Source organism: Rickettsiella endosymbiont of Rhagonycha lignosa, from assembly GCF_964031165.1.
Classification (GTDB): Bacteria; Pseudomonadota; Gammaproteobacteria; order Diplorickettsiales; family Diplorickettsiaceae; genus Aquirickettsiella.
In genome coordinates this window covers 161,680-187,580 of sequence record NZ_OZ035011.1, presented here as the reverse complement: position 1 = coordinate 187,580, position 25,901 = coordinate 161,680, and the positions used below count along the sequence as shown (strand labels likewise).

Here is a 25,901-nt window from a genome sequence, read left to right as displayed (position 1 = left end):
ATGGTTTTATTATAAGTATAATAAATAAGGTGGGTTATGCCAAAAACTGATTCTTGTTTAATTTTTTCTGAAAATTCTTATGCTATTTTCGACAATCAATCCATCCAAATTTTAAATGTCACCGATTCAAAGGATAAAAATTTTCAATTGCAATTTAGATGTATCCATGAAAAATCCAAAAAAATTGATTTTTCAATACTAAAAGACTATTTAGAAGAAAACGTCAAAAATATATATCAAACACGAATATTGCAGTATCCAGGCTATAAGCCAACGCAGATGGATAAAATTACACGTGCCCAAGAACTTTTTAAGTTATTTCCAGAAATTCAACATGCAGAATTCATTTATAATAAAGTTCTTTTTAGAAAAGATGGAGAAGAAATAAAGGATAAAAACATTATAAATTTTTTTAAAATTTTTTCTTATCAAACAAATACTAAAAACACTCAATTGGGTTATGAAATTCCTGAAACTTATACTGAAAACGTCATCCCTAATTGCTGTATCTATTCTATCAATAATGAAAAAACACTTAGTAATAAAATCTATCTTTTTCCTTATAGATCTACATCCATCCAAAATCTAGCTAGTGAAAAAGCTCTGAAAGAATTCCCAGATAATGCTCAGGAATTAAAAATTCTACATTTTGAAGGAGATACACACCCTGATCGCGATATCTATCTAACACTACAACAAAGCATTGGTGAAGTCTTTGAGCATTTAGAAAGGCCAAAATTTTTTGGGAAAACTGCCACTGATAAAATCGAAATATTCTTAGAGCTCTCTAAAATGATTAGTAACAAGGAATCATTGGAAAGTATTAAAGATTTTTTGAATAGACATGATAAAGTTGAAATCCTTTCAAAACACAGAGATCCCTGGGGATTTTTTGCTTTCTTTAAAGGTGAAACTTATTCAGCCTGCATGTGGAAAGAATTAGGAAAAATGCTTCAAAATCCAGATCAAATAACAGAAACTCCTTTATCACGCCCATCCAGATAAAATTATTTGACAACACTATTAGGTTTTTAGAAATTTTTTAAAGCCTAATAGTATTCTATAGTTACTAGTCGCATTATTCTTTTTCTTTACCAATTAAATTTATCCAGCTACACTTTTAATAGGAGCTGTGAACTTTGATCTTCTCACATAAGTAAAGCTTTATGAATAACTATAAATTACTTATTCTCGATTTTGATGGCACACTTTGCGCTACACACAATGCCATACTTTTCTGCATTAAGCGTACATATAAAACATTACATATGACGATACCAAATCATGATTTCATCGATGAAACCATCCGTGCGGGCTTAGGCATGGAAAAAAGCCTAGAGATTCTTAGCCCCAATCTTACCCAGCAACAAATCCATCACTTATTAAGTACATACGAAGCCATTTATTTAGCTGAGGGTGAAGAAAAAAGTGCGCCATTTCCCAAAGCCGCTGAAGTATTAGCGAAACTTTTTGCAACGGGTTACATTCTAATTGTGGTCAGCAACAAAGCAATTGCTGCAGTGAATACGGCACTCGAACGTTTTCAATTAAAGCAATATATTGCTATGGTCATTGGCGACACGAAAACACTGAGAAAAAAACCCGATCCTATGGCCTATAACGATTTTATTAAACCCAAATATAATGATATAAGCCCGAAACAGATCTTAATGATAGGCGATACACCTGCTGATTTACTATTTGCGCAAAATATTGGCGCAGACTCGTGTTGGGCTGAATATGGATATGGAGATGAGAAAGCTTGTCTAACGCTACATCCAACGTATACGATTAAACAATTAGCTGATATTTTGGCTATTTTATTTTAAACTTAATGCGCGCTTGTTAAGAAATGTTGTAATTTTTTTTCTATCGCTGTTAATCGATCATCAATGTCGGAAAAATAATTTTGCATAGTTTCAACCAGCAACATAGTTTTCATATCTGGTTCGATGTTAACTTTATCATCAATATCTTTGTTACCAAAATTGGTCTTACGTAAGGTTTCAGGAATCAAATACACTTCAAAACTATGTTGTTTTTTATCCGTCAAACCTACGGTTAAACTAGAACCATCCACAGCAATGTACCCTTTTGGCTTGATAAAGGCAAAACACGCTTCAGAAGTTTGAATAGATAAACATACATTCTCACCATTGATTTTTTTATCGATTATCGTCCCTGTCTCAAAAATATGGCCGCTCAGTTCATGTCCTCCAATTTCATCACCAAAACCTATGCTTCTTTCCACACTGACTTTTCTTCCAATAAAAAGTTCATTCAAAGTGGTTTTAGCTAAAGTTTCTTGCATCGCATCAAAGCTGACTTCATATCCATGTATCGCAACTACGGTTTGACAAACACCGTCAATAGAGACACTAGAGCCTATTTTTAAACCTTTTGCCAACTCTTCATTTAAAGCGACATTATAATGGAATAATCCAGATCGTTTGATAAGTGACTTTACAACAAATAAACCTTGTGTAATTCCAGAGTACATAAAAAAATTAACCTAAATCAATAAATTTTCAATTAATTGCATTTGCTTTAACACAGAACCTTTATTCTCTGCCACAAACTTTTTAGCTTCATGAGACATTTGCTGGCGTCGTTCTGGATCAGATAATAAAGCAATAACTTGCTCTGCCAACTCTTTAGCACTAGTCACCTGAATTTCCACATGCCGCTGTTTCAACTGTTCAGTAATTGTTACAAAATTAAAAGTATAAGGACCGGTCAATATAGGTAAGCCAACGGCAGCGGGCTCAAGAGGGTTTTGTCCGCCCTTTTCCACTAAACTTCCACCTACAAAAGCAAGATCGGCTGCTGCATAAAAAATGAGTAATTCTCCCATGGTATCGCCGATAAAAATATCAACATCACTCATCTTAGATTGATTATGATCACTGCGTTTAATACTCTTATAAGTTTGATTATATAGCTGTTCTAATTGAGGAACACGATCCACATGTCGTGGTATAGAAACTAATAATAAGTCAGGATAAAAACGACGCGCTTCGGTAAAAGCTTGAAGAATAAGCTCTTCCTCACCAGGATGAGTGCTGGCAGCAATCCAAACTGGCCGGTTTTCTCCCCAGATTTTCCGCCAGTGCTGTGCCTGTTCAGTCAGACTTAGGGGAAGGGTCAAATCAAATTTAAGACTCCCCGTAACCTGCATCTTTTCAGCTGGAAAACCTAAAGCGATAAAGCGATCGGCATCCGCTTGAAACTGTGCCGCGATGGCATTGATGCTATTTAACATCTTTCGCACGAGCGGTAAAATACGTCGATAGGATTTGGCGGAACGCTCAGATAATCGAGCATTGACAAGGGCTACTGGGACTTGGTACAACTGGCAGCTTGCTAAAAGGTTAGGCCAAAGTTCTGTTTCTATCAAAATCAGCAATTTTGGTTGTAGAGCCTTGAAGAACCTCCTTAAGACCAGGGGTAAATCATAAGGAAAGTAAAGCTGCGTGACGCTATCACCTAATTCAACGCGGATACGTTCAGCCCCCGTTTTAGTTTCATTAGTTACAATAATAGGAGTGACTGGGTAACGTTGCTGTAAAAGCTTGATTAGTGGTATCGCAGCCAAGGATTCACCTACTGAAACGGCATGTACCCAAATCCCACCTGGTAAGAAAGGACGTAAACCGAACCCTAGACGTTCATGCCAAAATTGCAAACCATTGGGAATTTGACGATTTTTTATCCATAAACGCAATAAAATAAATGGCACCAATAAATAAAAAATTATTGTATATAAGAATCGCATGACTTAATAAAATTATAATTAAATATTCTCACGGTGAGCTTATCGTTTATTCAACTTTAAGACAAGATAATATCCTGTTAATCTTGTACGCAAAATTTTATGAATTTAGGTTTTAGCATGAATATATGGGGCAAGCTCATCGGCGGGTTTTTTGGCTTCCTTCTTGGAGGACCATTTGGGCTTATATTGGGCGTCATTATTGGACACCTCTTTGATCGTGGTCTTAATCAAAACCAGGGTTGGACTTTCTCTTCTGTTAATCCAAGCGCAGCACAACAAGTTTTTTTTGATAGCACGTTCTTAGTGATGGGGCATATCGCAAAACTAGATGGCCGAGTTTCGGAGGCAGAAATTCAAGCTGCCAGGGCTATAATGAGTCGCCTAGGTCTTACTGAAATCATGCGCCAAAAGGCTATCGACCTTTTTAATCAGGGTAAACAAGCTTCTTTTAATTTAGAAGAAACCTTAAAAAAACTGGTCCAAGCTTGCCATCGCAACAAGGTCTTACTTAAGCTTTTCGTAGAAATACAAATGCAAACCGCCTTGGCTGAAGGTCATCTCACAGCGGATAAGCAAAGAGTATTGCAGAAAATCTGCCAATATTTAGGTTTTGCACCACTCAATTTCAGCTTTTTTGAACATCTATTTAATTTTGAGCAAGCTTTCCGCCAGCAATCTTCTGGTCAGAGGCAGCAAGGCTATTACCAATCCTCGCATTCTTCTCATCAGCTGAATCTAAGAGACGCCTATGCTATCTTAGGTATCTCTGAACAAGCATCGTCGGCCGAAATTAAAAAAGCCTATCGAAAACAAATGAGTCAACATCACCCTGATAAATTATTAGCTAAGGGTTTACCTGAAGAAATGATAAAAATAGCGACTGAGAAAACTCAAAATATCAAGGCTGCTTACGATCGTATTTGTGCTGCTAAGGGGATATAATGCACGATTTAACTATTTCTGCCTCAATTTTATCTGCCGATATGGGGTGTTTAGCAAAGGAATCAACTGCGGTATTGCAAGCAGGTGCAAAAAGTTTGCATATCGATGTCATGGATAATCATTTTGTACCCAATTTAACCTTCGGTCCATTAGTCTGTAGTGCTTTACGCAAGCATCTCCCTATGGCTTTTCTGGATGTGCATTTGATGGTAAATCCAGTCGATCATTTAATTAATGCTTTTGCTGCAGCCGGCGCTAATCAAATTATTTTCCATCCTGAAGCCAGTACTAATGTCATGAAAAACTTGAAACAAATTCGTCGTTTAGGTTGTAATGCCGGTTTAGCTATTAATCCACAAACATCATTAAATTGTTTAGATGATAAATGGGAAAATTTAGATTCAATATTAATGATGTCTGTTAATCCTGGATTTGCTGAACAACATTTTATTCCAGAAGTTTTAACCAAAATTTCATCCGTCAAACAATTACTTTCAACTCACAATCCTACTATTCGTTTAGGTGTGGATGGAGGGATTAAAAAAAATAATATTGCTGAAATCGCCAAAGCGGGTGCAGATACTTTTATTTTAGGCTCTGGTATTTTTAATACTGAAAATTATGCCGTCACCTTAACTGAATTACGATCAGAATTAAATTTATAAGGAAAAATAATATGCGTTACTTCTTAGCCTCTTGCGTACTCTTTTTTTTATTAAGTGCTTGTGCTAGTACAGCAAACTATCAAAAGAAAATCGATAAATGGCAAGGGAAAAATATTCAAAGCCTTATATCCAAATGGGGTGAGCCTGATGCAGGGATCCAATTGCCAAATGGTCATAAAATCTATCAGTACACTCAAAAAACAATGTATTCTATCCCTAATCCTAAACGCACTCCTTTGCGTACCGATAATGGAAACCTTTTCTCTAGCTATGATGAGCCTTGGAATACACACCAAACGATCGTTCGCTCTTGTCGGACTTCATTTGAAACAACCCCTGACGGTCGTATTATCCATATAAGTTTTAAAGGTGATAATTGTGTCTCAAGCAATTTTCTCCCTTAAAATTCTCGGCTAAGATCGAACCAGAGAGAGCGAAAAAAAATAAATGAACAATAGGAAAAAAAGGAAATCGATTCCTCAAAAAGAAAATTCCATAGCCCTTCATTGGCTAATTTATTTTGTTTTTTTGTGTTTTGCTTCACCTGGTTTGGCGGCAGAATCGACTATGGCACAACAACTGGGTTGGATACCTAGTAAATTAGGTATTTGCAAAGGAAAATACTTAGATCCCTTGCAAGCTTATGCGAAAACACCTTTAAGTAAAGTCCGGCAAGCTCTTACGCATATTGATGCCGCACAATCCCATTTTTCTTTTGAAGGAACTTCTACTTTAAGTGGGAATGTTATTATCACGCAACCAGGCCGTTTATTATATGCCGATCAAGTTTATTTTTATCGTGATCCAAAAACCGGGAGGATTACGAATATGGATCTACTCGGTGAAATTAAACTTCAAGAACCTAATCTTTTAATCAAAGCTAAAAAAGCCCATTTAAATTTAAATAACCAAACGGGTTATCTTACTGATATTATTTATCGAATTTTATTAAGAAATACCACTATATTAATGGGTACCAACGAAGGTATGCCGATTAATGCTTGGGGTTCGGCAAGTAGTGTGGAGCAAACCTCCCCTGGATTAATAATCTTACATAATAGTACTTATTCAACTTGTTCACCCATTAATCCAACTTGGAAACTATCTGCTAAAAAAATAATATTGAATCGTGATACGGGTCGCGGCAAAGCCTATAATACCTGGTTGGATTTTCGCGGGACGCCTATTTTATATAGTCCCTACCTTGCTTTTCCAATTGATGATAGACGTGAATCTGGCTTCTTATTTCCAAATTTTGGAACTTCTTCACAATCAGGGATAGGTATTGGTTTCCCCTATTATTGGAATATGGCAAGTAATTATGACTTTTTATTTACACCCACTGCTTTAAGCAAGAGAGGAGTACAATTAGCCGGTCAATTTCGTTACCTGACTGATCATAGTCGCGGGAATATCATTGCCAATTATCTTCCCTATGACCGAGCTGCGGCGCGGCTTGCTGACCAGATCCCGTTACTTTATCCCAACACCAACCCACTGATTTACCCAAGTACTGCTAGAAAGTCTTTTACATGGCAAGAACAACGTCTATGGGCGCCCCGATGGACAAGTACGGTTAACTTTAACTGGGTCGGGGATGACTATTATTTAGAGGACTTTAACCAACCACCGAGTATCGCTATTAATCAACTTGCACAACAGGCACAATTAAATTATACCGGCGATATTTGGAATTTTACGACGAGTATTAACCGTTATCAAACGCTCCACCCTTTAAATCAATCCCCTGTTAACAACCCTTATAATAGTTTACCTGAGATCGATTTAAATAGTATCGCGCAAAATTTTCATGGGTTTAATATTCAAATCAGCAATCAACTTACTTATTTTCAACGTTTAAATGATCCAGGTGAGTTAATTAAACCGCCACAAGCACTTCGCCTTAATCTTTTTCCTTCCATCAGTTATCCAATGCGAAGTAAAGCCGCTTATCTTATTCCACGCGTTCAATTGAGTCTGACTCACTATAATATAATGAATCAAGTTACAGGTTATAAAAGCGAAATCCAACGCACAACGCCTCTATTTAGTGTAGATAGTGGTTTGTATTTTGATCGCAAGACTCATTGGGGCGAACATTCTTATTTACAAACATTAGAACCTCGTCTTTTTTATCTAAATGTTCCTTATCGTGATCAAAATAATATTCCTATTTTTGATAGCGCACTTATTCCATTTAGTTATGACAGCCTTTTCATGACAAATCGTTTCAGTGGTTATGATCGTATCGGTGATGCTAACCAAATTAGTTATGCACTCACTACTCGATTATTGGATCAATACTCGGGAGAAGAAAAACTAAGAGCTAGTATCGGTCAAATATATTATTTTAAAGACAGGCGCGTTTTTTTATGTAGTCCCTTAGAAAGACAATTAAGCGTACCTGGAACTTTATGTGCTAATCCTATTGCAGTTCCTGGCGCCACCTCACCTACCGAAAAATTTTCTCCTATTGCAGGTCAGATCAATTACAATGTCAATCCACAATGGAGCACTACCGCCAATGTTGCCTGGGATCCAACCAGTCATGACATTATTAATGCTGCCGCTAACGTACAGTATCATCCTCGTCCTAATCAGTTATTTAATATAAATTATGGGCGTATCCGTTATGGCGATTTGTTTGTCACTACGCCGCCAACACCCCCGAATAGTCATCAAAATGATTTTAATCGATTGGGCTTTTCTTTCTCAACACCACTTAAACGTCAGTGGAGCACGGTCGGCGGATGGAACTATAATTTTAGTCATAAATATTCGCAAAGCTTTTTCTATGGATTACAATATGATAGTTGTTGTTGGGCGTTTCGAATTGTCGCTGGCCGAACTTTTTTTGCTCTAAATCAAAATAGCAGCCCAATATTTAATAATGTTGTTTATTTCCAATTTCAGCTCAAAGGCTTGAGTACCGTAGGCATCAGTGATATAACCAGCTTTTTAACTAGTAATATCCCCGGCTATACTGATAATTTTCAGTCTAGTGCAACCCATTTTTAGTAACGAGCGATTATGGACTTTCTTAAAAAAATTTTTCCATTCATTATCTTACTCAGTAGTGTATTTTTTCCTAAGTCTTTATATGCTATTGAAACCTTAGATCGTATCGTTGCGGTTGTTAACAACAGTGTCATCACCCAGCAACAGCTAAGCGAACACATTGAAATGTCGCGCCAACAATCCTTAGCTGAAAACAAACCTATTCCAGATGCAGCGACTTTTCGCAAGCAAGTACTGAATGAAATGATAGATAATGAATTGCAACTGCAATTAGCCGCTACTGCAGGATTGAAAATTAACGAAGCTGCTTTAGATAAAACCATTATGAGCATCGCTCAACGCAATGGTTTTACGTTAGAGCAATTACGTCAGAAGTTGCAACAAGAAAATATACCCTATGCAAAATACCGACAACAAATCCGTCAACAACTTATTATTAGTCGGCTACAGCAAGATGAAGTCGCTGCAAAGATTACCGTTACGGATCAAGAAACCAAAGATATGTTAATGCATATGCCAAAATCAACTCCGCAAAAAGCAGCTTACCATGTAGAAGATTTGCTTATTCCATTTCCCTCCAAGCCATCGGCCGCTGAAATAACTCGCATAAAAGCAAGTGCTTTATTTCTACTGCAACAAGCAAAAAGCGGAACTTCCTTTCAAGAATTGATAGAAAAAGCTAAGCAATTTAATCCTCCATTAACCGGGGGAGATTTAGGTTGGCGCCTGCTTAATGATTTACCTGATATTTTTCAAACACCTGTGCAAAAACTTAAACCTGGCGAAATAACTAACCCCATTCAAGCTGACAATGGCTTTCATCTCGTTCGCCTATTAGAAATACGGGGCGATAATTCAACTCCCCATTATGTGACGTCCACACATTCTCGACATATTTTAATTAAAACCTCTCCTTTACTTAACAATCAGCAAGCAGAGCTACGTCTTAAAGAAATTCGTGCGGACATTTTACGCGGTGGTAGTTTTGCAGAGCTGGCAAAAAAATACTCTCAAGATCCAGGTTCTGCCTATAAAGGTGGTGATCTAGGTTGGACTTTACCGGGTCTATTCGATCCTACTTTTGAAGCACAAATCAAAAAATTGGCTATCAATCAGATTAGTTTACCTTTTCAAACACAGTTTGGTTGGCATATCGTACAAGTATTAGGTAGAGCGCAAAAATTACAAACATCACAAAACGTTTCACGCGAGCAAGCTGCACAGTTAGTTTATCAACGTAAATTTCAACAAGCATTAAAAAATTGGTTACGTCAAATACGTAACCAATCTTATGTGAAAATTATGTAAATCGCTATAGCCTAATTATTGGTAACGCTGTGTAAGGTGTTGGAACTTAGAAAAAAATCAACGCGAAACTTTAAGACTAAATTGACACACCTCTATATTCTCTTTTGGCTGGTTATCGTCACCACAAACATATAAACCATTACGATAAAATCCACTCCAATTTTTATCCTTTGTAATCGATGAAGAATTGACTTCATTTACCCTTTTTTTTGCTGCAGCCAAAGAAAAATACGTTGGTTGGCTATTTTTATAAATACAGGTTAATGATGAATTAATTTCTTTTGACGGTTCTTGGTAATATATACCTCCAATTTCTGTCGCTCTTGCCGTTCCGACATAAAATTTTTTAATTCTATTATTTAAATCTTTGTAACGCCAAAATGGAGGCTGCCCTTCTACCAATGGAAAACGCATCGGTTGTTTCGCATCTATTTTTTTATTAATTTGTATGAGATTGGGGCAAGTGTATCCATAAACTGTTTGCAGAATAGTTGTAAATAATAGGCTCAAGGTTGAATAATTAAATATTTTCATAAGTCGAAAAATCCTTTTAAAAATTATCATCGAATATTTTTTTATATTTAAAAATATAAAAAAACCTAATGAAAAGCAAATAATAATAAAAAATAAAATTATTTTCTAGTAAAATATTTTTTCAAAAATTAACTGAAATAATTTATAAGCGATGTATTTCATCCAAATCCTAAATTTTATACAAATAAGTTTGAAAATTTCATAGCTAATCCTTTTAAAAAACATAGAAGTTTACATAATAAAAAAATATCTACGTAAATTTTTTTAATAAATTGTGAAGATTTTTTATTCTTATCTCAGGTAAAGACTGCTCAAAGTTAAAACGTAAGTGCGTGGGCCCATCGAGTTTATATAAGGTTGGATATTTTTGAATTAACTGGATGATATCTGCAGGATTAATATTTGGCTTTTGATTAAATTCGATGCGTCCTCCCTGAGGTCCGGACACAATCTTTTTAATGCCAATTTTGTTGGCGATTAATTTTAATTCGCTTAGTTGAAATAGATTTTTCAACGCTTGTGGTAATAAACCAAAGCGATCAATCATTTCGACTTGGAGCTGCTCTAATTCTTGTACATCCTTTGCATGAGCAATACGTTTATAGAGCACTAAACGCGTATGTACGTCCGGTAGATAGTTTTCTGGAATTAATGCAGAAATATGTAAATCAATTTCTACTGCATGATTAGCAGGTTTTAGCGCAGGCTCTTTACCTGATTTTAGTGCAGCTACTGTTTGTTCGAGTAATTCCATATACAGTGAAAAACCTATGGATTGCATATTTCCACTTTGCTGTTCCCCTAAAACTTCACCTGCACCTCGAATTTCTAAATCATGCATGGCTAAAGTAAAGCCAGCGCCAAGATCTTCTAAAGAAGTAAAGGCTTCTAAACGTTTCATCGCATCGCCTGTCATCATTTCTTTAGGTGGTGTCATTAAATAAGCATAGGCTTGATGATGAGAACGACCTACACGACCACGTAATTGATGAAGTTGCGCCAAACCAAATTTATCTGCACGATCAATGATAATGGTATTAGCAGACGGAACATCAATTCCCGTTTCGATAATTGTTGTGCAAACCAATACATTAAAACGTTGATGATAAAAATCGGCCATCACACGCTCAAGTTCAGTTTCACGTAATTGACCATGTGCTACTTGAATGCGCGCTTCTGGGACTAATGCTTCTAATTCTCTGGCTGTTTTTTCAATACTGTCGACTTGATTATGTAAAAAATAAACTTGGCCTCCACGAAGTAATTCCCGCAATATGGCTTCACGGATCAAACTGGTATTACGCATCTGTACAAAGGTTTTAATCGACAAACGACGCGCTGGCGGTGTAGCAATAATTGATAACTCTCGCAAACCGGATAAAGCCATATTTAAAGTACGCGGGATAGGTGTTGCGGTTAAGCTTAAAATATCTACTTCTGCGCGTAAGGCTTTTAAACGTTCTTTTTGTTGCACACCAAAACGATGTTCTTCATCGATGATTAACAAACCCAATCGCGGAAACTGTAATTCTTTGCTTAATAATTTGTGAGTGCCTATCAAAATATCAATTTTTCCCCTCTGCAAACGCTCTAGAATTGTTTTCTGTAACGTAGCACTACGAAAGCGTGAAATCATTTCGATCTGTACTGGCCATTCAGCAAAACGATCGCTAAAATTTTGATAGTGTTGTTGGGCTAATAATGTGGTCGGAACCAGTATGGCGACCTGCTTATTGGATTGCACCGCTAAAAATGCAGCACGCATCGCAACTTCTGTTTTGCCAAAACCGACATCACCGCAAATTAATCTATCCATAGTACGTTCTGAAGTCATATCATTGATAACTTGCTGAATAGCTTGCTCCTGATCCTGTGTTTCAGTAAAAGGAAATTGAGCGATAAATGCTTGATAATCCTGTTCTGGCAGATGAAAAGCGTAACCCTTTTGCGCAGCGCGATGGGCATAGATATCGAGTAATTCAGCAGCAACATCGCGCATTTGTTCAGCAGCTTTACGTTTTGCTTTTTCCCATTGATCAGAACCTAATGGATGCAAAGGAGCATGCTCACTATCATTTCCACCGTATCGACTAATCAAATTAAGCGACGATACAGGAACATATAATTTTGCTTTAGCAGCATATTCTACTATCAAAAATTCATTTTCTTGACCATCTATTTTTAAATGCTGTAATCCTCGATAACGTCCTACACCATGATCAACATGAACCACTGGATTACCCTCGGCCAACTCCGCTAAATTTCGAATAATCGTACGAGCATCTAAACCTTTAGTTTTAATTTGCCGTTTTTGGATAATCTGATTACCAAATAATTGCGCTTCACCAATTAATACCAAAGGCGGTTTTTCTAAATAGAATCCTTCTTCTAATGGGGCAATAATGATATAAATACGTTCAGAAGCCTGCAGAAATTCTTGCCAAGTTTCACAACGATGGACTTGAATAGAAAATTTATTGAGTAAATCAAACAACACTTCTCTACGACCTGCGCTTTCCACGCAAAATAAAACTCGAGCTTGTGGATCTTTTAAAAATTCATTTAAAAAGACACTTAAATGTTGTAAAGGATATTCAAGCTTATGATCAACCGATAAATTAGGAAAGTTTTTAACGCGGGAATGATAAGTATCATCAGATGCTGCTGAAGCTTGCTGTAGCAAAATCCTCGGAAACTCTTTTAAGCGCGTAAATAATGTATCGACATCTAGATATAATTGTTTAGGCGCTAATATTGGTCGTTCTATATCATACCTAAGTTGTTCATAGCGCTCATTGACTTCCTTCCAAAAATTTTCTGCCGCTAACCGGATATTATTAACTTGCAAAATTAACGCTTTTTTTGGAAGGTAATCAATCAATAATTGTGTTTGTGGAAAAAATAACGGTAGATAATATTCTATTCCGGCTGGCGCGCGCCCTTCACTCACTGCTTCATATAGGGGACAGTTTAGAGGATTACCGACAAAATTTTCGCGCCATTGCTGACGAAAAAAATTGATTGCAGACTCGGATAAAGGAAACTCACGTGCCGGAAGCAAATTTATTTTTTCTATTTTTTCTATAGAGCGCTGTGTACCGGGATCAAAATAGCGAATACTATCAATTTCATCATCAGCAAAGTCCACACGAAAAGGCAAATCGCTGCCCATAGGAAAAACATCTAAAATAGATCCCCGCACAGCAAATTCACCACGCGTTAAAACTTGTGATACGCAATGGTAACCACCTAACTGTAAATTTTTTCTTATAACCTCGATAGATCTTTTTTCACCACTCGAAACATTCAGACTGGTTGCTAGTATGTAACTAAGTGGAGCAATACGCTGCAATAAGGTGGTGATGGGAACCAACAATAAACCCTGCTTTATTTGATGTAATTGCGCCAAGGTCGAAAGTCGTTGCGAAATTATATCCTGATGCGGCGAGAAATGATCATAAGGTAAAGTTTCCCAGTCAGGGAAATTCATGATGGTTAAATGTGGTGAAAAAAACTTTAATGCAGCTTCTAGTCGATTTGCCATTAGATTATCTGGCGTAACCACTAAAATTGCGCCTTCATAGCTATTCGCTAGCTGGTTTAAAGCTAATGCAAGACTATCTTGTTGTAGGTTGCTTAAACGTAAACGCTGCCCTGCTATTGTGGGAATGGATAAATTTAAAAAGTCAGAAATAGGCATAGTTGCTTAATTTATTTTACTTTTTTATAAAGACCAACAACAAGGAAATTGCTGCGGGTGTAATCCCAGGAATACGTGAAGCCTGGCCTAAAGTTAGTGGTTTATGTTGAATCAACTTTTCTTTCACTTCATTAGAAAGGCCTTTCACTAGGTTATAGTCTAAACTCAGTGGTAGCGTAATATTTTCATAACGCGCTTGTCGTTGAATTTCCACTATTTGTCGATCAATATATCCTTGATATTTAGCTTGAATTTCGATTTGCTCTGCAACCGCTAAATTGTCAACCCCTGGTCCTAAACCTTCAATTTTCATTAAACTTTTGTAATTTAACTCTGGACGAGTCAATAATTCAGAAACTCGATAATCTCGCGTTAAAGCTTGTCCTAGATGTGCTTCTATAGCGGTACTCAAAGACGTATTAGGTTTAATTGAAAGTTGTTTTAAACGTTGTTGTTCTTGTTCTAAGGTAGAGCGCTTAATATTGACACTTTGCCAACGAGCTTCATTGATGAGTCCTAATCGATACGCCGATTCACTTAAACGTAGATCGGCATTATCTTCACGCAATAACAAGCGATATTCAGCACGGCTAGTAAACATCCGATAAGGCTCGAGCGTACCCTGCGTAATCAGATCATCAATTAATACACCGATATAAGCCTCATCACGACGCGGGCACCATGCTGATTTTTCTTGGGCTTTTAAAGCGGCATTTAAACCTGCAATAATTCCTTGTGCAGCCGCTTCCTCATACCCTGTTGTACCATTTATCTGTCCCGCAAGAAATAAATTTTCTAGCAATCTCGATTCTAAAGATGGAAAGAGATCGCGCGGATCAAAAAAATCATATTCGATTGCATAACCCGGACGTGTAATATGCGCTTGTTCTAACCCTTTAATACTATGAATCAAATCACACTGTATATCGAAAGGCAGGCTTGTTGAAACGCCATTAGGATAAACTTCATGAGTATTGAGTCCTTCAGGTTCAAGAAAAATTTGGTGGGATAATTTATCTGCAAAGCGCACTACTTTATCTTCAATAGAAGGACAATAACGAGGACCTATTCCATCTATGACACCACTATAAATAGGTGAACGATCTAATCCTGAACGAATAATCGCATGAGTTTTTTCATTAGTATAAGTAATAAAACAACTTATTTGTGTGGGATGTTGTTCTATCTTTCCTAAATACGAAAATACCGGTAAAGGATTATCACTGGGTTGCTCTAATAAAATTTTATAATTAATGCTACGGCCATCTAAACGCGGAGGTGTTCCAGTTTTTAAACGTTTAATCCGCAGCGGTAATTGACGCAACTTTTCAGCTAAGAAATTAGCTGCCGGATCACCTGCACGTCCTCCTTGCGCTTGTTGCAAACCTATATGAATTTTTCCTGCTAAAAAAGTACCGGCAGTCAATACCACGGCTTTTGCATAGAAACGTAATCCCATTTGCGTTACCACACCCACAATGCGATTAGACTGCAGGATTACATCATCGACACCTTGTTGAAAAATAAATAAATTAGCTTGATTTTCTAGAGTCTTACGAATTGCTTGTTTATATAAACACCGATCCATTTGCGCTCTTGTTGCGCGCACTGCCGGCCCTTTACTCGCATTCAATGTACGCCATTGTATTCCTGCCAGATCAGCAGCATGAGCCATTATGCCACCTAACGCGTCAACCTCTTTCACTAAATGACTTTTTCCAATTCCTCCTATAGAAGGATTACAAGATAATTGCCCTAGAGTTTCAATATTATGTGTTAATAATAAAGTAGACGCGCCTAATCGCGCTGCTGCCAACGCCGCTTCTGTGCCAGCATGACCTCCGCCGACAATAATGACATCATATTCTGTTGAAAAAAGCATAATTTTAAATTTTTATTAATTAACTATAGTTTTCTAACGAAAGTTAGGGCAATATATCGGTTTTTAATACCGTCTCTCAAGAGGAAATCCAATGACAAGATTACCTGTATTGACTGCCCTGGCTAGCTTACTCATCAGTTCAAATATACTGGCTGCACAGAGTACCTCTCCAGTTACGGTTAATCAACTCAAAACCACAGCTACTTTTCCAAAAATAGTCAGCAATTCCCCTGTTCTTAAGACCACCAAAGGTCAAATAAGCTATAGTATTGGTGCCGATTTGGCTGAAAATTTTAAAGAACAAGGCATTGATGTCGATCCAGTTGCTTTAGGAAAAGGATTGGCTGATGGCTCTCGCGGAAAAACACTATTAACCCAAGCACAAATGGCGGATATTTTGAAAAACTTTCAACAAGAATTGATTAACAAAAAACAAGCTGAATTTAAAGATATTAGTCTTAAAAATAAAGAACAAGGCGATTCTTTCTTAGCTGATAATAAAACAAAACCAGGTGTTATAACTACTAAAAGTGGAATTCAATATAAAGTAATAAGTGCCGGCAATGGCGAAAGCCCAACAGACACTTCCATGGTTAAAGTTGAATATACCGGAAGTTATACTAATGGCACTGTTTTTGAGAAATCAAAAGAACCTGTAACTTTTCCTCTAAATAATGTGATTCCTGGTTGGATAGAAGTTCTAAAGATCATGAAACCAGGCGCAACCTATCAAGTTGTTATTCCTCCGCAATTGGCTTATGGTGAGCATGGAGTTGATAAAGCGATTGGCCCTAATCAAACACTCGTATTTACAATTCATCTTATTGAAGTAAAGAAAAGCGCATAAAGTTAGTCTAAATCCATCGTATTGATAAAAATTCAGTAAATTGTCTGTACGATGGATTTAAAAAAATGAACCAAACTCGTCAGCTTGAATGTCCTTAAACTTAAGCTATACTGATTGAGATAAAAATTAACGGAAATAATTTTTTTATCTGTTTCATATCTTCAAGGAGGAAAACATTATGAATCCGGAAGAACTAAAAGGAAAATGGCAACAAATTAAAGGCAAACTACGAGAAAAATGGGGAAAATTGACCGATGATGATTGGGAACAATTACATGGCGATAAAGAAAAATTAATTGGAAAAATTCAAGAACGATACGGTATTAGCAAGGAACAAGCCCAAAAAGATCTCCATGAATTTTTTAATAAACATAAAGACCATCATTAAAATTTTAAATTTATAAATTCTTTTTTAATCATCCCACATCAATTTATTGGAGTGGGATTGGTTAATCTCTGCTTATTAAAAAACTAAACTTTTTTTAACTCATTTCTTTTAGCAACAAAATTGGCTAATTTAACATAATCACTAATAGCCAATTGTTCAGGTCGCAGTGTCGAATTAATTTTTAACTGTTCGAATTCATGTTCTTGTAAGTAATTAGCCAAATTGTTACGTAGCATTTTACGTCGATGATTAAATGCATTTCGGACTATTTGAGCAAAAATGACGTAATCATTAGCTTTATAAGGTAATTCTCTATAAGGACTAAGCCGGATCACAGCAGAATCTACTTTTGGAGGGGGTTGGAAAGCACCTGATTTCACATTAAATAATTTTTCTACCTGACAATAATACTGAATCATCACACTCAAACGACCGTAACTGGCTTGCCCGGGAGATGATGTTATTCTATCGACTACTTCCTTTTGTAGCATAAAATGCATATCTTGAATGATATTAGCTTGCTCAAGACAATGGAACAATAAAGGGGTAGAAATATTATAAGGAAGATTCCCCACTAAACGCCAAACTTGTTCAGTGTTACTCAAGGTATGAAAATCAATTTTTAAAACATCTCCTTGGTAAACAATTAATTCTCCAAGTGCAGCACATTTTTTTTGTAAGAGGGGAATGAGATCTTTATCTAGCTCTATTACAGTTAAGCTTTTAAGATACGGTAACAATCGCTCGGTTAGCGCCCCCAAACCCGGACCAATCTCAATCATATGATCGGTTTTTTGAGGCGCGATGGCTTGTACCATTTTATCGATAACAAAGCTTTCATGCAGAAAATGTTGACCGAAGCGTTTACGTGCAGGAATGGGTAACATTATTTATTTTCACGCTGCTTGTAAATCAATAATTAAAGCGGATAAAAACCGCGCCGCTTCGCCACCGGTAATGACCCGATGATCCACAGTTAAAGATAAAGGTAATTGCTTATGTACATTTATTTTTCCTTCTTCGATAACAACTTTTTCATTAATCCGTCCAACTGCTAAAATCGCAACCATAGGTGGAACAATAATAGGTGTTGCATAACGACCAGCAAAAACCCCTATATTGGATAATACAAAAGTTGCTCCTAATAAATCATCAGGTGAAATACTTCGACTTTTTACCTCTAGTTTAAACTTGTCGATTGCTTTTCTTAAATTAACAGCACTTTCTTGAGCAACATTTTTTAAGACGGGAACAAATAAACCTTCGGGGGCATCCATCGCTAGACCTAAATCAATCTGATTATGTTTACATAAAGCTAACGTTGATTCATCAAACCATGCATTAAGTCGTGGTTCACGCTGACAAGCAGACATAACCGCACGAATAAGACGTAAGGTAATATCTGTTTTTTCTGGCCAAGCATGGATATCTGCATCATCAACCAAAGTAACTGGGACAATGGATAATTGCGTCTGTTTCATTGTGCTTGCCATTACACGGCGAACGCCGCGTAATGGTTCATAACCTGATGCAAGTGCAGATAAGGAATTTGGGATAGATCCAGTTTCTTTGCTGGATTTTTGCTGTATCATTTTTTCGATATCAGCAGCGAGAATTTGTCCATCAGGACCTGTTCCTTTACAGTCGTTTAAGTTAATTTGGAATTTTTTTGCTAATGCTCGAATTGCTGGCGTAGCTTTAATTCTATTTTGATGCGGCATTAATACTTGCTTTTGTTGGATTCCTAGCGGAGATTCATCAATAATTCTATTCCCTAATTGCAAATTTCCAACGACAGTCGCTTGATCAATGTTTTTTTTAGTTGAAATTTCCTCTTCAATATCAATTAAAGCTTGTCCGGTTTTAATGATATCACCCGATTTACCATAAAGTTTAGTTATTTTACCGCTGAAAGGTGCAGGAATATCTACCAATGCTTTTGCGGTTTCCATAGCCACCATAGGCTGATCCACTTTAATAATATCATTTACCTGGACATACCATTCTCGAATTTCAGCATCTGGCAAGCCTTCACCTAAATCAGGTAAGTTAAATGTCGTCATGTAAACTCCAATGTTTGCTCAATCACATTATAAATCCTAGTAACATTGGGTAAATACTGTTTTTCTAATTGCGCATAAGGAACCGTAACATCATATCCGGTAACACGCTGTAGTGGTGCTTGTAAAAACAGAAATGCTTTTTCACTTAATTGAGCTATAATTTCTGCGCCAACGCCACAATAACGAGCCGCCTCATGAATAATGACACATCGACCTGTTTTTTCTACAGAGCTTAATAGAGTATTAATATCTAAAGGTTTAATCGTGGCAACATCAATTACTTCAGCATGCATTCCTTTCTCTTTTAATAATTTATCCGCAGCTAATAGAGTTTCATGCAACATCGAACCCCAACTAATCAAAGTGATATCGATGCCTTCTCTTAAAATAAAACTTTGATCTAAAGGTAAGGCTGCACCGGTATCCGGTACTTTTTGTTTATTTAAACGATAAAGGCGTGTGGGTTCTAAAAAAATAACCGGATCAGGATTACGGATCGAAGCCAACAATAAACCATAAGCTCGGGCGGGTGAAGAAGGAATCACCACACGTAAACCTGGAATATGTGCAAAAAGAGCTTCAGTACTTTCAGAATGATGTTCAGGGGCATGAATCCCTGCTCCGTATGGCATGCGAAACACTAAAGGACAATGTAAACGTCCACGAGTACGATTCCGAAAACGCGCTGCATGATTGATAATTTGATCTAATGCGGGATAACTAAACCCCATAAATTGAAATTCAGCAACTGGTTTTAAGCCTTGCGTAGCCATACCAATCGTAAGACCGGCTATCATAGATTCTGCTAACGGTGTATCTAATACTCGATCAGCACCAAATTTTTTGAATAATTCAGATGTTGCTCGAAATACCCCTCCATTAACACCAATATCTTCACCCAGTAAAACTACTTCTTCATCTACAGCCATTTCATAGGCTAATGCTTGCGTAATTGCTTCTATCAATGTTATTTCAGCCATTGCCAAGATCCTTACTTAACATAAACATTGCTTCAGCTTCGATACGTTGTTCAATTAAATCATGAGGTAATTTTGCAAAATGATAATCAAATAGGTCAGTCACTGCAGGTTTAGCTAAGGAAAGATATTCAGTCACAGCGATTTCTATCTTTTTTTCACATTCTTTTTTAAAATTTTCCTCTTCCTCATTCGACCAGCTTTTTTGATTAATTAAATAATTTTTCAAGCGTCTTAAGGGTTCTTCTTGCCAGGCTTGTTGCAATTCTTCCTCACGACGATAGCGGCTCGCATCATCGGCAGTGGTATGATCACATAATCGATAGCTCAAAGCTTCTATGAGACTAGGGCCATGCCCATCACGTGCTTTGGCAATCGCTTTATCCATCACAAATTTCATGGCAATAACATCATTTCCATCAACCTGTTCGCCATGAATTCCTGCAGCAATGGCTTTTTGTGCTAAAGTTTGTGCATGAGATTGATGTTTACGAGGTACAGAAATTGCCCATTGATTATTATCAATAACAAACACAATCGGTAGTTGCCAAACGCCCGCGATATTTAAGGCTTCATAGAAATCACCTTCAGATGTAGCACCATCACCGCAGGTTGATACAACCACCCTTGCTTGTTTACGAAGTTTAAAAGCCGTCGCAACACCTGCTGCATGTAAAAGCTGTGTTGCAATCGGCACACAAATAGGGAAATCTAGGGGACACTCACTAAAATGATTACCCCATTCATTCCCTTTCCAAAAGCTAAGAATCTCACTCATTTTTACACCACGCATTAGTTGCGCGGCATAATCACGATAGAAAGGACAAAAGAGATCCTCTCTTTGCATACTCGCACCTATCCCAACAGAAATAGCTTCTTGTCCAAGTGTAGAAGCATAAGTATTGAGCATACCTGTTCTTTGTAATGCCACCGCTTTGTAATCAAAAAGACGCGTGAGCATCATTTGCTGATACAATTTTAATAATTCATGCAGGTTGTGCGCAAATACTGGCAAATCTTGTTGAGCTTCGCCCTTAGAATCCAGAAAACGAGTATACTCAATAGAGAATCTCGCAACCTCGCTCATATTAACCTCTTTTAAAAAGTGTTATCTGAACTACTTCGCACTTGAATTTTTATTGGGGTTGCCGTTCGATTCGCAATTCTCAAGGTTATAGGGATATACCATGATTTATGCATGAGACGCGACACTTGCCAAAAATCCAATTGCTGTAAGTATAAATTTTTTTAAATACTATTTAATCGTGATTCAGCCAAACTATCCGCAATTATACTGGGGGGTTTATTTTCCTCATGTGCAGTCTTAAATATTTTTAAAAGTGTACTATAAATTGTTGATATATGTTGTACCACATGTTCTCGATTCAAACGATTTTGGTATTCAGCATAAGCATAAATCAAACCTCCTGCATTAATTACAAAATCCGGAGCATATAAAATCCCTTTTTGATGCAATACTTCTGCATGTCGTGGTTCGGCTAATTGATTATTAGCGGAACCGGCCACAATCGCTGTATTCAATTGAGAAATTGATTCATCATTCAGAACAGCCCCTAAAGCGCACGGGGAAAAGACATCGCATTTTACTGCATAAATTTCCTCAGGTTCGACAATTTTAGCCTTTAAATCTTTTACATAGTGTTGCATTAGTTCGGTGTTATTGTCACAAACCGTTAAACGAGCCCCTTTTTTTTGCAATGCATTCGCTAAAGCAAAACCCACATGTCCCATACCTTGGATGGCAACGTGAACACCTTCTAAATGATCAAGATGCAATTTAAATTTAACTGCTGCTTCAATACCATATAAGACACTTAAAGCAGTATAAGGTGCCGGATTGCCTTTATGCTTAGAAGTAGTGACGACATAAGGCGTCTCAAGTGCAATGCTATCCATATCTTCAATCACCACACCACTATCCATCGCAATAATATAACGTCCCTTAAATTCATTCACAAAACGTCCCAACGCGCGAAAGTAAGCACTACGATCTGACAATTCTTTAGGACGCATTAACACTGTTTTACCCCCGCCTAAAGGTAAATTAGCTAATGCTGCTTTGTAACTCATTCCCTGTGCTAAACGCAAAGCATCATGAATAGCATGATCGATCGAAGCATATTCGATAAAACGACATCCGCCTAAGGCGGGACCTAAGCGTGTGCTATGTATCGCTACAATGGCACAAAGTTGGTTAATCTGATCAATTTTAAAAAAAAGTTCACCAAAACCAAGTTTTTTTGCATAGCTTAGTAGCTCATCACTTAACATAAAAAATGTTGGGTCCTTAAAATATCAACCTATTCTTTAAGTAATACTGAATCCATCGCTAATGAAAGCACTCACAGGTGAGTGCACATTCTAAGAGACTCTGCTATTGCTTGCAATGACTTGATTCGCAAAAAAAGGATGGACTATTGCCAGACGCCTAGTAGCAGGAAATGGTTTAGGTGTTTTGTAAAAAATCAGATATCGCTTTAATACGATCTTCAACTAGTTTTTTCCCCAAGGCTGCGCCACTAAGACCCAATTTTTTTATCTTATTAGCAGAAACTTTTTTAGCCGCAGCAAAAGCTGCTAAGATTCTATCTTTTTGTAGATAAATTGTTTTTCCCAATCCAGAATAAGCTTGAAAATCCGCTTCACAAACCAATAAAAACTGGTCTAAACGTGAGGATTGTCTAAATGCATCGGTTTTTTCTAGTAAAATATACAAAGATTGTGCATCGAGTTCTAATGCCCGGTGACAAAGCAGATGATAAGCCGCCGCTGTAACTGCAAGCGCTACATAAGCATGCGGTATGCGATAACGCTGACATAAAGCTTCTATCTTATGAACTCCTGTTTGCGTTTCTTCTTTTGCTACACCCTTGCCAAAATCACAAAGTATTGCTGCAAATCGTACTTGCGGATCATCAGTCAACGCCACTGCTTTTTCTAAAACAGATAAATAATTATGTTGGCCCAGTGATCGTTGGTCAGCTACTCGATCATACTGCGTATATAATTCTTGTAGCTCAGGAAACAAAACGGCTAATGCTCCGCAATCATACAAGGTTTTAATAAAAGCTTGTGGCGCAGCTTCGTTGAGCGCAGTTGAAAATTCTTGCCAAACTCGTTCTGGCACCAACGCTTGTACTTCACCGACAGACACCATGGCTTTCATTAATTCCATGGTTTCTTTAGCTACTCGAAAGCCTAATGGAGCAAATCGCGCCATAAAACGCGCAACTCTTAAAATTCGAACTGGATCTTCACTAAAGGCGGGAGAAACATGGCGTAATAACTTATTCTCTATATCTTTTTGTCCCTGAAAAGGATCAATAATATCGCCGCTACTATTTTTCGCCATCGCATTAATGGTCAGATCTCTACGTTTTAAATCATCCTCGAGCGATACATCAGGCGCTGCATAGCAAGCAAATCCTTTATATCCAGGACCTATTTTGCGTTCTGTACGCGCTAAAGCATATTCTTCATGAGTTTTAGGATGAAGAAATACTGGGAAATCTTTACCAATTAAGCGAAATCCTTGCTTTAACATTTCCTCAGGACTTGTGCCTACGACGACATAATCACGTTCTTTTACTGGATAACCCAATAATTGATCACGTACTGCACCGCCGACTAAATAAATTTCCAAAGCAAATCCTTCAACATATAACTTTTTATGCTCTAAAGCTTAAAGAAAGTTATAAACTAAACTATCAAGTTTGCCAATTATTAATTTATGAGTTCGTTAATGAACTAGTTCCTTCTAAAGTGAGCAATAAACCACCTTAATTATTAAAGTGCATTAATTTTTCCATATGTGTTTTCAATAACCTCGCAATTTACCTTAGTTACTAAACCTGCCTTACTAATTTCACAATTTTATTTGCTAACTCGAATATATTTACCGTTCAAAAACATGCTCTGTGTTTTGCGGCAAAAGATTAGCCGAATTCAATTGAGGATTATCATTATTCGCAAAAATCCCATGGTTTATGAGATTTCCTATTCTCCCTTGTGTCATTTCACTTGGTAAATAAATTATCTTTTTTACACCATTTAGTTGCTCATTATTTACCAGTAGCAAAGCCGCTTGCTGAGCTGTAAGATTACCTTCCACAGCCTTACCCCCTAATGCTAAAGCCTCCCATTTACCTATTAAAGTTTGATTTTGTGCTTTTCCTGTAACTTCAATAGCTTCTGCTTCAGCATTTGCTTTGATCTTAATAGCTTCTGCTTCGGCATTTGCTTGCATTGTAATAGCCGTTGCTTGCGCTTGTGCTTCAATAAGTCGGCTACTTGCCTTTTGTTTAGCATCAGCCTCTTGAATTTGATTGCCCGCTTCCATATTAGCTAATTTAGCTTGTGTTTCAGCAAACCGGACAGACTGTGAAGCAATAGTTTTAGCTAATTCCTTATCCTGTATGCTTAACGATTCAATTCTTATATTAAAGATATCTATTCCTAAATTATGGATCCCATGCCGTTGCAATTCCCGAATAAAGGCATCATGCACTTTTGAATAAAAAGAATAGGGAGGCGGAGATAACTCTGAATTATTTAAATCTTGATGAGTAGTGGAACTAGAACTAGCATTATAGGCAGGCGTAGAACTTTGGCCAATTTCTTTAAAGGTAGAATTTCGAATGATCCCGCTTAAAGTAGCTATAGCTGTGTCATGGATATATTTATCTAACAGGTTAGGATCAATTTTCTTACATACTTTTTCAGTATTAGTTATTCTATAGAATACATCAGCTTTGATTTTCAGAGGAACATAATCACTGCTCTCATAAGTAGCTTCTGGTAATTCCATTATACTATCTTGAGTCGATATAATTTTTACTAGTTTAGAGGGCGGGACAATAAAATGAAACCCTGGCTTTTTCATCTCTAAGCATGCTCTCTCATCATAAACAACACCTTCTGTTCCTGTTCTAATTGAGACCAACCAACCTGGATCCAATTCATTGATCTCCCTTTTCAAATCTAAAAATTTATTAAATTTGGTCGTAGCAGAGCGGATAATATGGAACCCTGGCATCAAGAATAAATGCCTTCCCTTGTCAGTATCCTGAGCATAGCCTAACTGACCTTTTTGAACCCGAATCAATTTCATCGCACCATGTTGAATGTAAGGCTCGTCTACTCTTTTTTTACCAACAAATTCAGTGGTAGGCGCGAGCATGACGTGCCATCCAGGTGGGAGTATTTCAGGTTTCCCAGAACGTAACACTAAACCCATCTCTCCTTCATTAACTAGGTGCACTCTGAAAATAGATATTGGCAAAGTAAATAAAGCGAGCAGGAAACGTAAACACCGTTCTGCAAGCGAATAGGTTGTATAATGAAGTTTATCCATGCAGTAATCCTTAACAACATGGTCCTTAATCGCATTGTAGAGTTCATTACCTACTGGATTAACGGATAACAAATCCTGTAATTTTTCGTAGATATCTTCCTCCAAAAAATTCAAGTTTTTTAATGAATCAACAAATTCTTGGATAGGCTCTTCTGTTTCCAAGGAAAACCATTCTTCATTTTTGGTAATTAGAATAGAGGAGGTTTTTTGTAAAATAGAAAGTTTTTCTTCCAGAGCATTGGGATGATTTAAGAAAAGAATCTTATTTTTATTAATCTGTTCGTTTTCTGAAAGTAAAACCGATTTATCTGCCCTAACAGTAATTGTATATCCCATGGGAAAGCCCTCATATGGCAAACTGATAATGTTATACTTAAAAAGTATAATGCGAATTCAGATCTAAGAGCAATAAAAATGTTTCTGACGCA

21 protein-coding genes are annotated in these 25,901 nt (G+C 37.0%); 9 read left to right on the top strand and 12 right to left on the bottom strand.

Features of this window, described 5'->3' with window-relative positions; genetic code table 11:
• Nucleotides 1-36 precede the first annotated feature (36 nt).
• On the top strand, nucleotides 37-1,005 hold the full coding sequence (locus AAHI99_RS00855; RefSeq protein WP_342227810.1) for a hypothetical protein: 969 nt from the start codon (nucleotides 37-39) through the stop codon (nucleotides 1,003-1,005).
• Nucleotides 1,006-1,166: 161 nt separating this feature from the next.
• Nucleotides 1,167-1,829, top strand: coding sequence for an HAD family hydrolase (locus AAHI99_RS00850; RefSeq protein ID WP_342227809.1), 663 nt, complete (start codon nucleotides 1,167-1,169; stop codon nucleotides 1,827-1,829).
• 2 nt (nucleotides 1,830-1,831) lie between these two features.
• Here the strand turns inward: AAHI99_RS00850 and AAHI99_RS00845 are convergent, their stop codons facing one another.
• Nucleotides 1,832-2,500: a riboflavin synthase subunit alpha gene (locus tag AAHI99_RS00845; RefSeq protein ID WP_342227808.1), complete on the bottom strand. Its 669-nt coding sequence runs from the start codon at nucleotides 2,498-2,500 to the stop codon at nucleotides 1,832-1,834.
• A 12-nt stretch (nucleotides 2,501-2,512) separates the two neighbouring features.
• Nucleotides 2,513-3,739 carry a lipid IV(A) 3-deoxy-D-manno-octulosonic acid transferase gene (gene waaA, locus AAHI99_RS00840; protein ID WP_342227807.1) on the bottom strand — a complete coding sequence of 409 codons (1,227 nt, stop codon included), beginning with the start codon at nucleotides 3,737-3,739 and terminating at the stop codon, nucleotides 2,513-2,515.
• A 153-nt stretch (nucleotides 3,740-3,892) separates the two neighbouring features.
• Between waaA and djlA the strand changes: the two genes are divergently transcribed.
• The 5 genes from djlA to AAHI99_RS00815 are packed head-to-tail and all read left to right on the top strand — an operon-like array spanning nucleotide 3,893 to nucleotide 9,708.
• Nucleotides 3,893-4,717: a co-chaperone DjlA gene (djlA, locus tag AAHI99_RS00835; protein ID WP_342227806.1), complete on the top strand. Its 825-nt coding sequence runs from the start codon at nucleotides 3,893-3,895 to the stop codon at nucleotides 4,715-4,717.
• Nucleotides 4,717-5,382 carry a ribulose-phosphate 3-epimerase gene (gene rpe / locus AAHI99_RS00830; RefSeq protein WP_342227805.1) on the top strand — a complete coding sequence of 222 codons (666 nt, stop codon included), beginning with the start codon at nucleotides 4,717-4,719 and terminating at the stop codon, nucleotides 5,380-5,382. Before djlA ends, rpe begins: the two co-directional genes overlap by 1 nt.
• Before the next feature lie 11 nt (nucleotides 5,383-5,393).
• On the top strand, nucleotides 5,394-5,786 hold the full coding sequence (locus tag AAHI99_RS00825) for a hypothetical protein (protein ID WP_342227804.1): 393 nt from the start codon (nucleotides 5,394-5,396) through the stop codon (nucleotides 5,784-5,786).
• A 43-nt stretch (nucleotides 5,787-5,829) separates the two neighbouring features.
• On the top strand, nucleotides 5,830-8,400 hold the full coding sequence (locus AAHI99_RS00820; protein WP_342227803.1) for an LPS-assembly protein LptD: 2,571 nt from the start codon (nucleotides 5,830-5,832) through the stop codon (nucleotides 8,398-8,400).
• 12 nt (nucleotides 8,401-8,412) lie between these two features.
• The gene (locus AAHI99_RS00815) at nucleotides 8,413-9,708 is read left to right on the top strand and encodes a peptidylprolyl isomerase (RefSeq protein WP_342227802.1); all 1,296 of its coding nucleotides are present in this window, start codon (nucleotides 8,413-8,415) and stop codon (nucleotides 9,706-9,708) included.
• Between the two features lie 57 nt (nucleotides 9,709-9,765).
• On the opposite strand, the gene AAHI99_RS00810 is transcribed toward AAHI99_RS00815, so the two are convergent.
• The 3 genes from AAHI99_RS00810 to mnmG all read right to left on the bottom strand — a co-directional run bounded on the left by AAHI99_RS00810 (nucleotide 9,766) and on the right by mnmG (nucleotide 15,827).
• Nucleotides 9,766-10,242 (bottom strand): hypothetical protein, encoded by a 477-nt coding sequence (locus tag AAHI99_RS00810; protein ID WP_342227801.1) that lies wholly within the window; start codon nucleotides 10,240-10,242, stop codon nucleotides 9,766-9,768.
• A 250-nt stretch (nucleotides 10,243-10,492) separates the two neighbouring features.
• Nucleotides 10,493-13,942, bottom strand: a complete 3,450-nt coding sequence (gene mfd, locus AAHI99_RS00805; RefSeq protein ID WP_342227800.1) for a transcription-repair coupling factor — start codon at nucleotides 13,940-13,942, stop codon at nucleotides 10,493-10,495.
• 16 nt (nucleotides 13,943-13,958) lie between these two features.
• Nucleotides 13,959-15,827 carry a tRNA uridine-5-carboxymethylaminomethyl(34) synthesis enzyme MnmG gene (mnmG, locus tag AAHI99_RS00800; protein ID WP_425288739.1) on the bottom strand — a complete coding sequence of 623 codons (1,869 nt, stop codon included), beginning with the start codon at nucleotides 15,825-15,827 and terminating at the stop codon, nucleotides 13,959-13,961.
• Between the two features lie 88 nt (nucleotides 15,828-15,915).
• Here mnmG and AAHI99_RS00795 point away from each other — a divergent pair, with 88 nt between their 5' ends.
• Together AAHI99_RS00795 and AAHI99_RS00790 are read left to right on the top strand one after the other, a co-directional pair.
• Nucleotides 15,916-16,671 (top strand): FKBP-type peptidyl-prolyl cis-trans isomerase, encoded by a 756-nt coding sequence (locus AAHI99_RS00795; RefSeq protein ID WP_342227798.1) that lies wholly within the window; start codon nucleotides 15,916-15,918, stop codon nucleotides 16,669-16,671.
• Nucleotides 16,672-16,849: 178 nt separating this feature from the next.
• Nucleotides 16,850-17,059: a CsbD family protein gene (locus AAHI99_RS00790; RefSeq protein WP_342227797.1), complete on the top strand. Its 210-nt coding sequence runs from the start codon at nucleotides 16,850-16,852 to the stop codon at nucleotides 17,057-17,059.
• Between the two features lie 83 nt (nucleotides 17,060-17,142).
• Here AAHI99_RS00790 and rsmA read toward each other — a convergent pair whose 3' ends face one another.
• The 7 genes from rsmA to AAHI99_RS00755 all read right to left on the bottom strand — a co-directional run bounded on the left by rsmA (nucleotide 17,143) and on the right by AAHI99_RS00755 (nucleotide 25,809).
• Complete coding sequence (gene rsmA, locus AAHI99_RS00785) at nucleotides 17,143-17,946, bottom strand: 16S rRNA (adenine(1518)-N(6)/adenine(1519)-N(6))-dimethyltransferase RsmA (RefSeq protein WP_342227796.1); 804 nt, start codon at nucleotides 17,944-17,946, stop codon at nucleotides 17,143-17,145.
• Nucleotides 17,947-17,955: 9 nt separating this feature from the next.
• Nucleotides 17,956-19,122: a dihydrolipoamide acetyltransferase family protein gene (locus tag AAHI99_RS00780; RefSeq protein WP_342227795.1), complete on the bottom strand. Its 1,167-nt coding sequence runs from the start codon at nucleotides 19,120-19,122 to the stop codon at nucleotides 17,956-17,958.
• Entirely contained in the window at nucleotides 19,119-20,102 is a 984-nt protein-coding gene (locus tag AAHI99_RS00775) for an alpha-ketoacid dehydrogenase subunit beta (protein ID WP_342227794.1), read from the bottom strand. The genes AAHI99_RS00780 and AAHI99_RS00775 overlap by 4 nt, the downstream gene beginning before the upstream one ends.
• Nucleotides 20,095-21,186: a pyruvate dehydrogenase (acetyl-transferring) E1 component subunit alpha gene (gene pdhA / locus AAHI99_RS00770; protein WP_342227793.1), complete on the bottom strand. Its 1,092-nt coding sequence runs from the start codon at nucleotides 21,184-21,186 to the stop codon at nucleotides 20,095-20,097. Before pdhA ends, AAHI99_RS00775 begins: the two co-directional genes overlap by 8 nt.
• Nucleotides 21,187-21,347: 161 nt before the next feature.
• Nucleotides 21,348-22,391, bottom strand: coding sequence for an amino acid dehydrogenase (locus AAHI99_RS00765; protein WP_342227792.1), 1,044 nt, complete (start codon nucleotides 22,389-22,391; stop codon nucleotides 21,348-21,350).
• 175 nt (nucleotides 22,392-22,566) lie between these two features.
• Nucleotides 22,567-23,763: a multifunctional CCA addition/repair protein gene (locus tag AAHI99_RS00760; RefSeq protein WP_342227791.1), complete on the bottom strand. Its 1,197-nt coding sequence runs from the start codon at nucleotides 23,761-23,763 to the stop codon at nucleotides 22,567-22,569.
• A 252-nt stretch (nucleotides 23,764-24,015) separates the two neighbouring features.
• Nucleotides 24,016-25,809 (bottom strand): SPFH domain-containing protein, encoded by a 1,794-nt coding sequence (locus tag AAHI99_RS00755; RefSeq protein ID WP_342227790.1) that lies wholly within the window; start codon nucleotides 25,807-25,809, stop codon nucleotides 24,016-24,018.
• Nucleotides 25,810-25,901 lie beyond the last annotated feature (92 nt).

Coding starts and splice junctions, on each gene's coding strand:
- AAHI99_RS00855 (WP_342227810.1), top strand. CDS start 37: ATGCCAAAAACTGATTCTTGTTTAATTTTTTCTGAAAATTCTTATGCT.
- AAHI99_RS00850 (WP_342227809.1), top strand. CDS start 1,167: ATGAATAACTATAAATTACTTATTCTCGATTTTGATGGCACACTTTGC.
- AAHI99_RS00845 (WP_342227808.1), bottom strand. CDS start 2,500: ATGTACTCTGGAATTACACAAGGTTTATTTGTTGTAAAGTCACTTATC.
- djlA (WP_342227806.1), top strand. CDS start 3,893: ATGAATATATGGGGCAAGCTCATCGGCGGGTTTTTTGGCTTCCTTCTT.
- rpe (WP_342227805.1), top strand. CDS start 4,717: ATGCACGATTTAACTATTTCTGCCTCAATTTTATCTGCCGATATGGGG.
- AAHI99_RS00825 (WP_342227804.1), top strand. CDS start 5,394: ATGCGTTACTTCTTAGCCTCTTGCGTACTCTTTTTTTTATTAAGTGCT.
- AAHI99_RS00820 (WP_342227803.1), top strand. CDS start 5,830: ATGAACAATAGGAAAAAAAGGAAATCGATTCCTCAAAAAGAAAATTCC.
- AAHI99_RS00815 (WP_342227802.1), top strand. CDS start 8,413: ATGGACTTTCTTAAAAAAATTTTTCCATTCATTATCTTACTCAGTAGT.
- AAHI99_RS00810 (WP_342227801.1), bottom strand. CDS start 10,242: ATGAAAATATTTAATTATTCAACCTTGAGCCTATTATTTACAACTATT.
- mfd (WP_342227800.1), bottom strand. CDS start 13,942: ATGCCTATTTCTGACTTTTTAAATTTATCCATTCCCACAATAGCAGGG.
- AAHI99_RS00795 (WP_342227798.1), top strand. CDS start 15,916: ATGACAAGATTACCTGTATTGACTGCCCTGGCTAGCTTACTCATCAGT.
- AAHI99_RS00790 (WP_342227797.1), top strand. CDS start 16,850: ATGAATCCGGAAGAACTAAAAGGAAAATGGCAACAAATTAAAGGCAAA.
- rsmA (WP_342227796.1), bottom strand. CDS start 17,946: ATGTTACCCATTCCTGCACGTAAACGCTTCGGTCAACATTTTCTGCAT.
- AAHI99_RS00780 (WP_342227795.1), bottom strand. CDS start 19,122: ATGACGACATTTAACTTACCTGATTTAGGTGAAGGCTTGCCAGATGCT.
- AAHI99_RS00775 (WP_342227794.1), bottom strand. CDS start 20,102: ATGGCTGAAATAACATTGATAGAAGCAATTACGCAAGCATTAGCCTAT.
- pdhA (WP_342227793.1), bottom strand. CDS start 21,186: ATGAGCGAGGTTGCGAGATTCTCTATTGAGTATACTCGTTTTCTGGAT.
- AAHI99_RS00765 (WP_342227792.1), bottom strand. CDS start 22,391: ATGTTAAGTGATGAGCTACTAAGCTATGCAAAAAAACTTGGTTTTGGT.
- AAHI99_RS00755 (WP_342227790.1), bottom strand. CDS start 25,809: ATGGGATATACAATTACTGTTAGGGCAGATAAATCGGTTTTACTTTCA.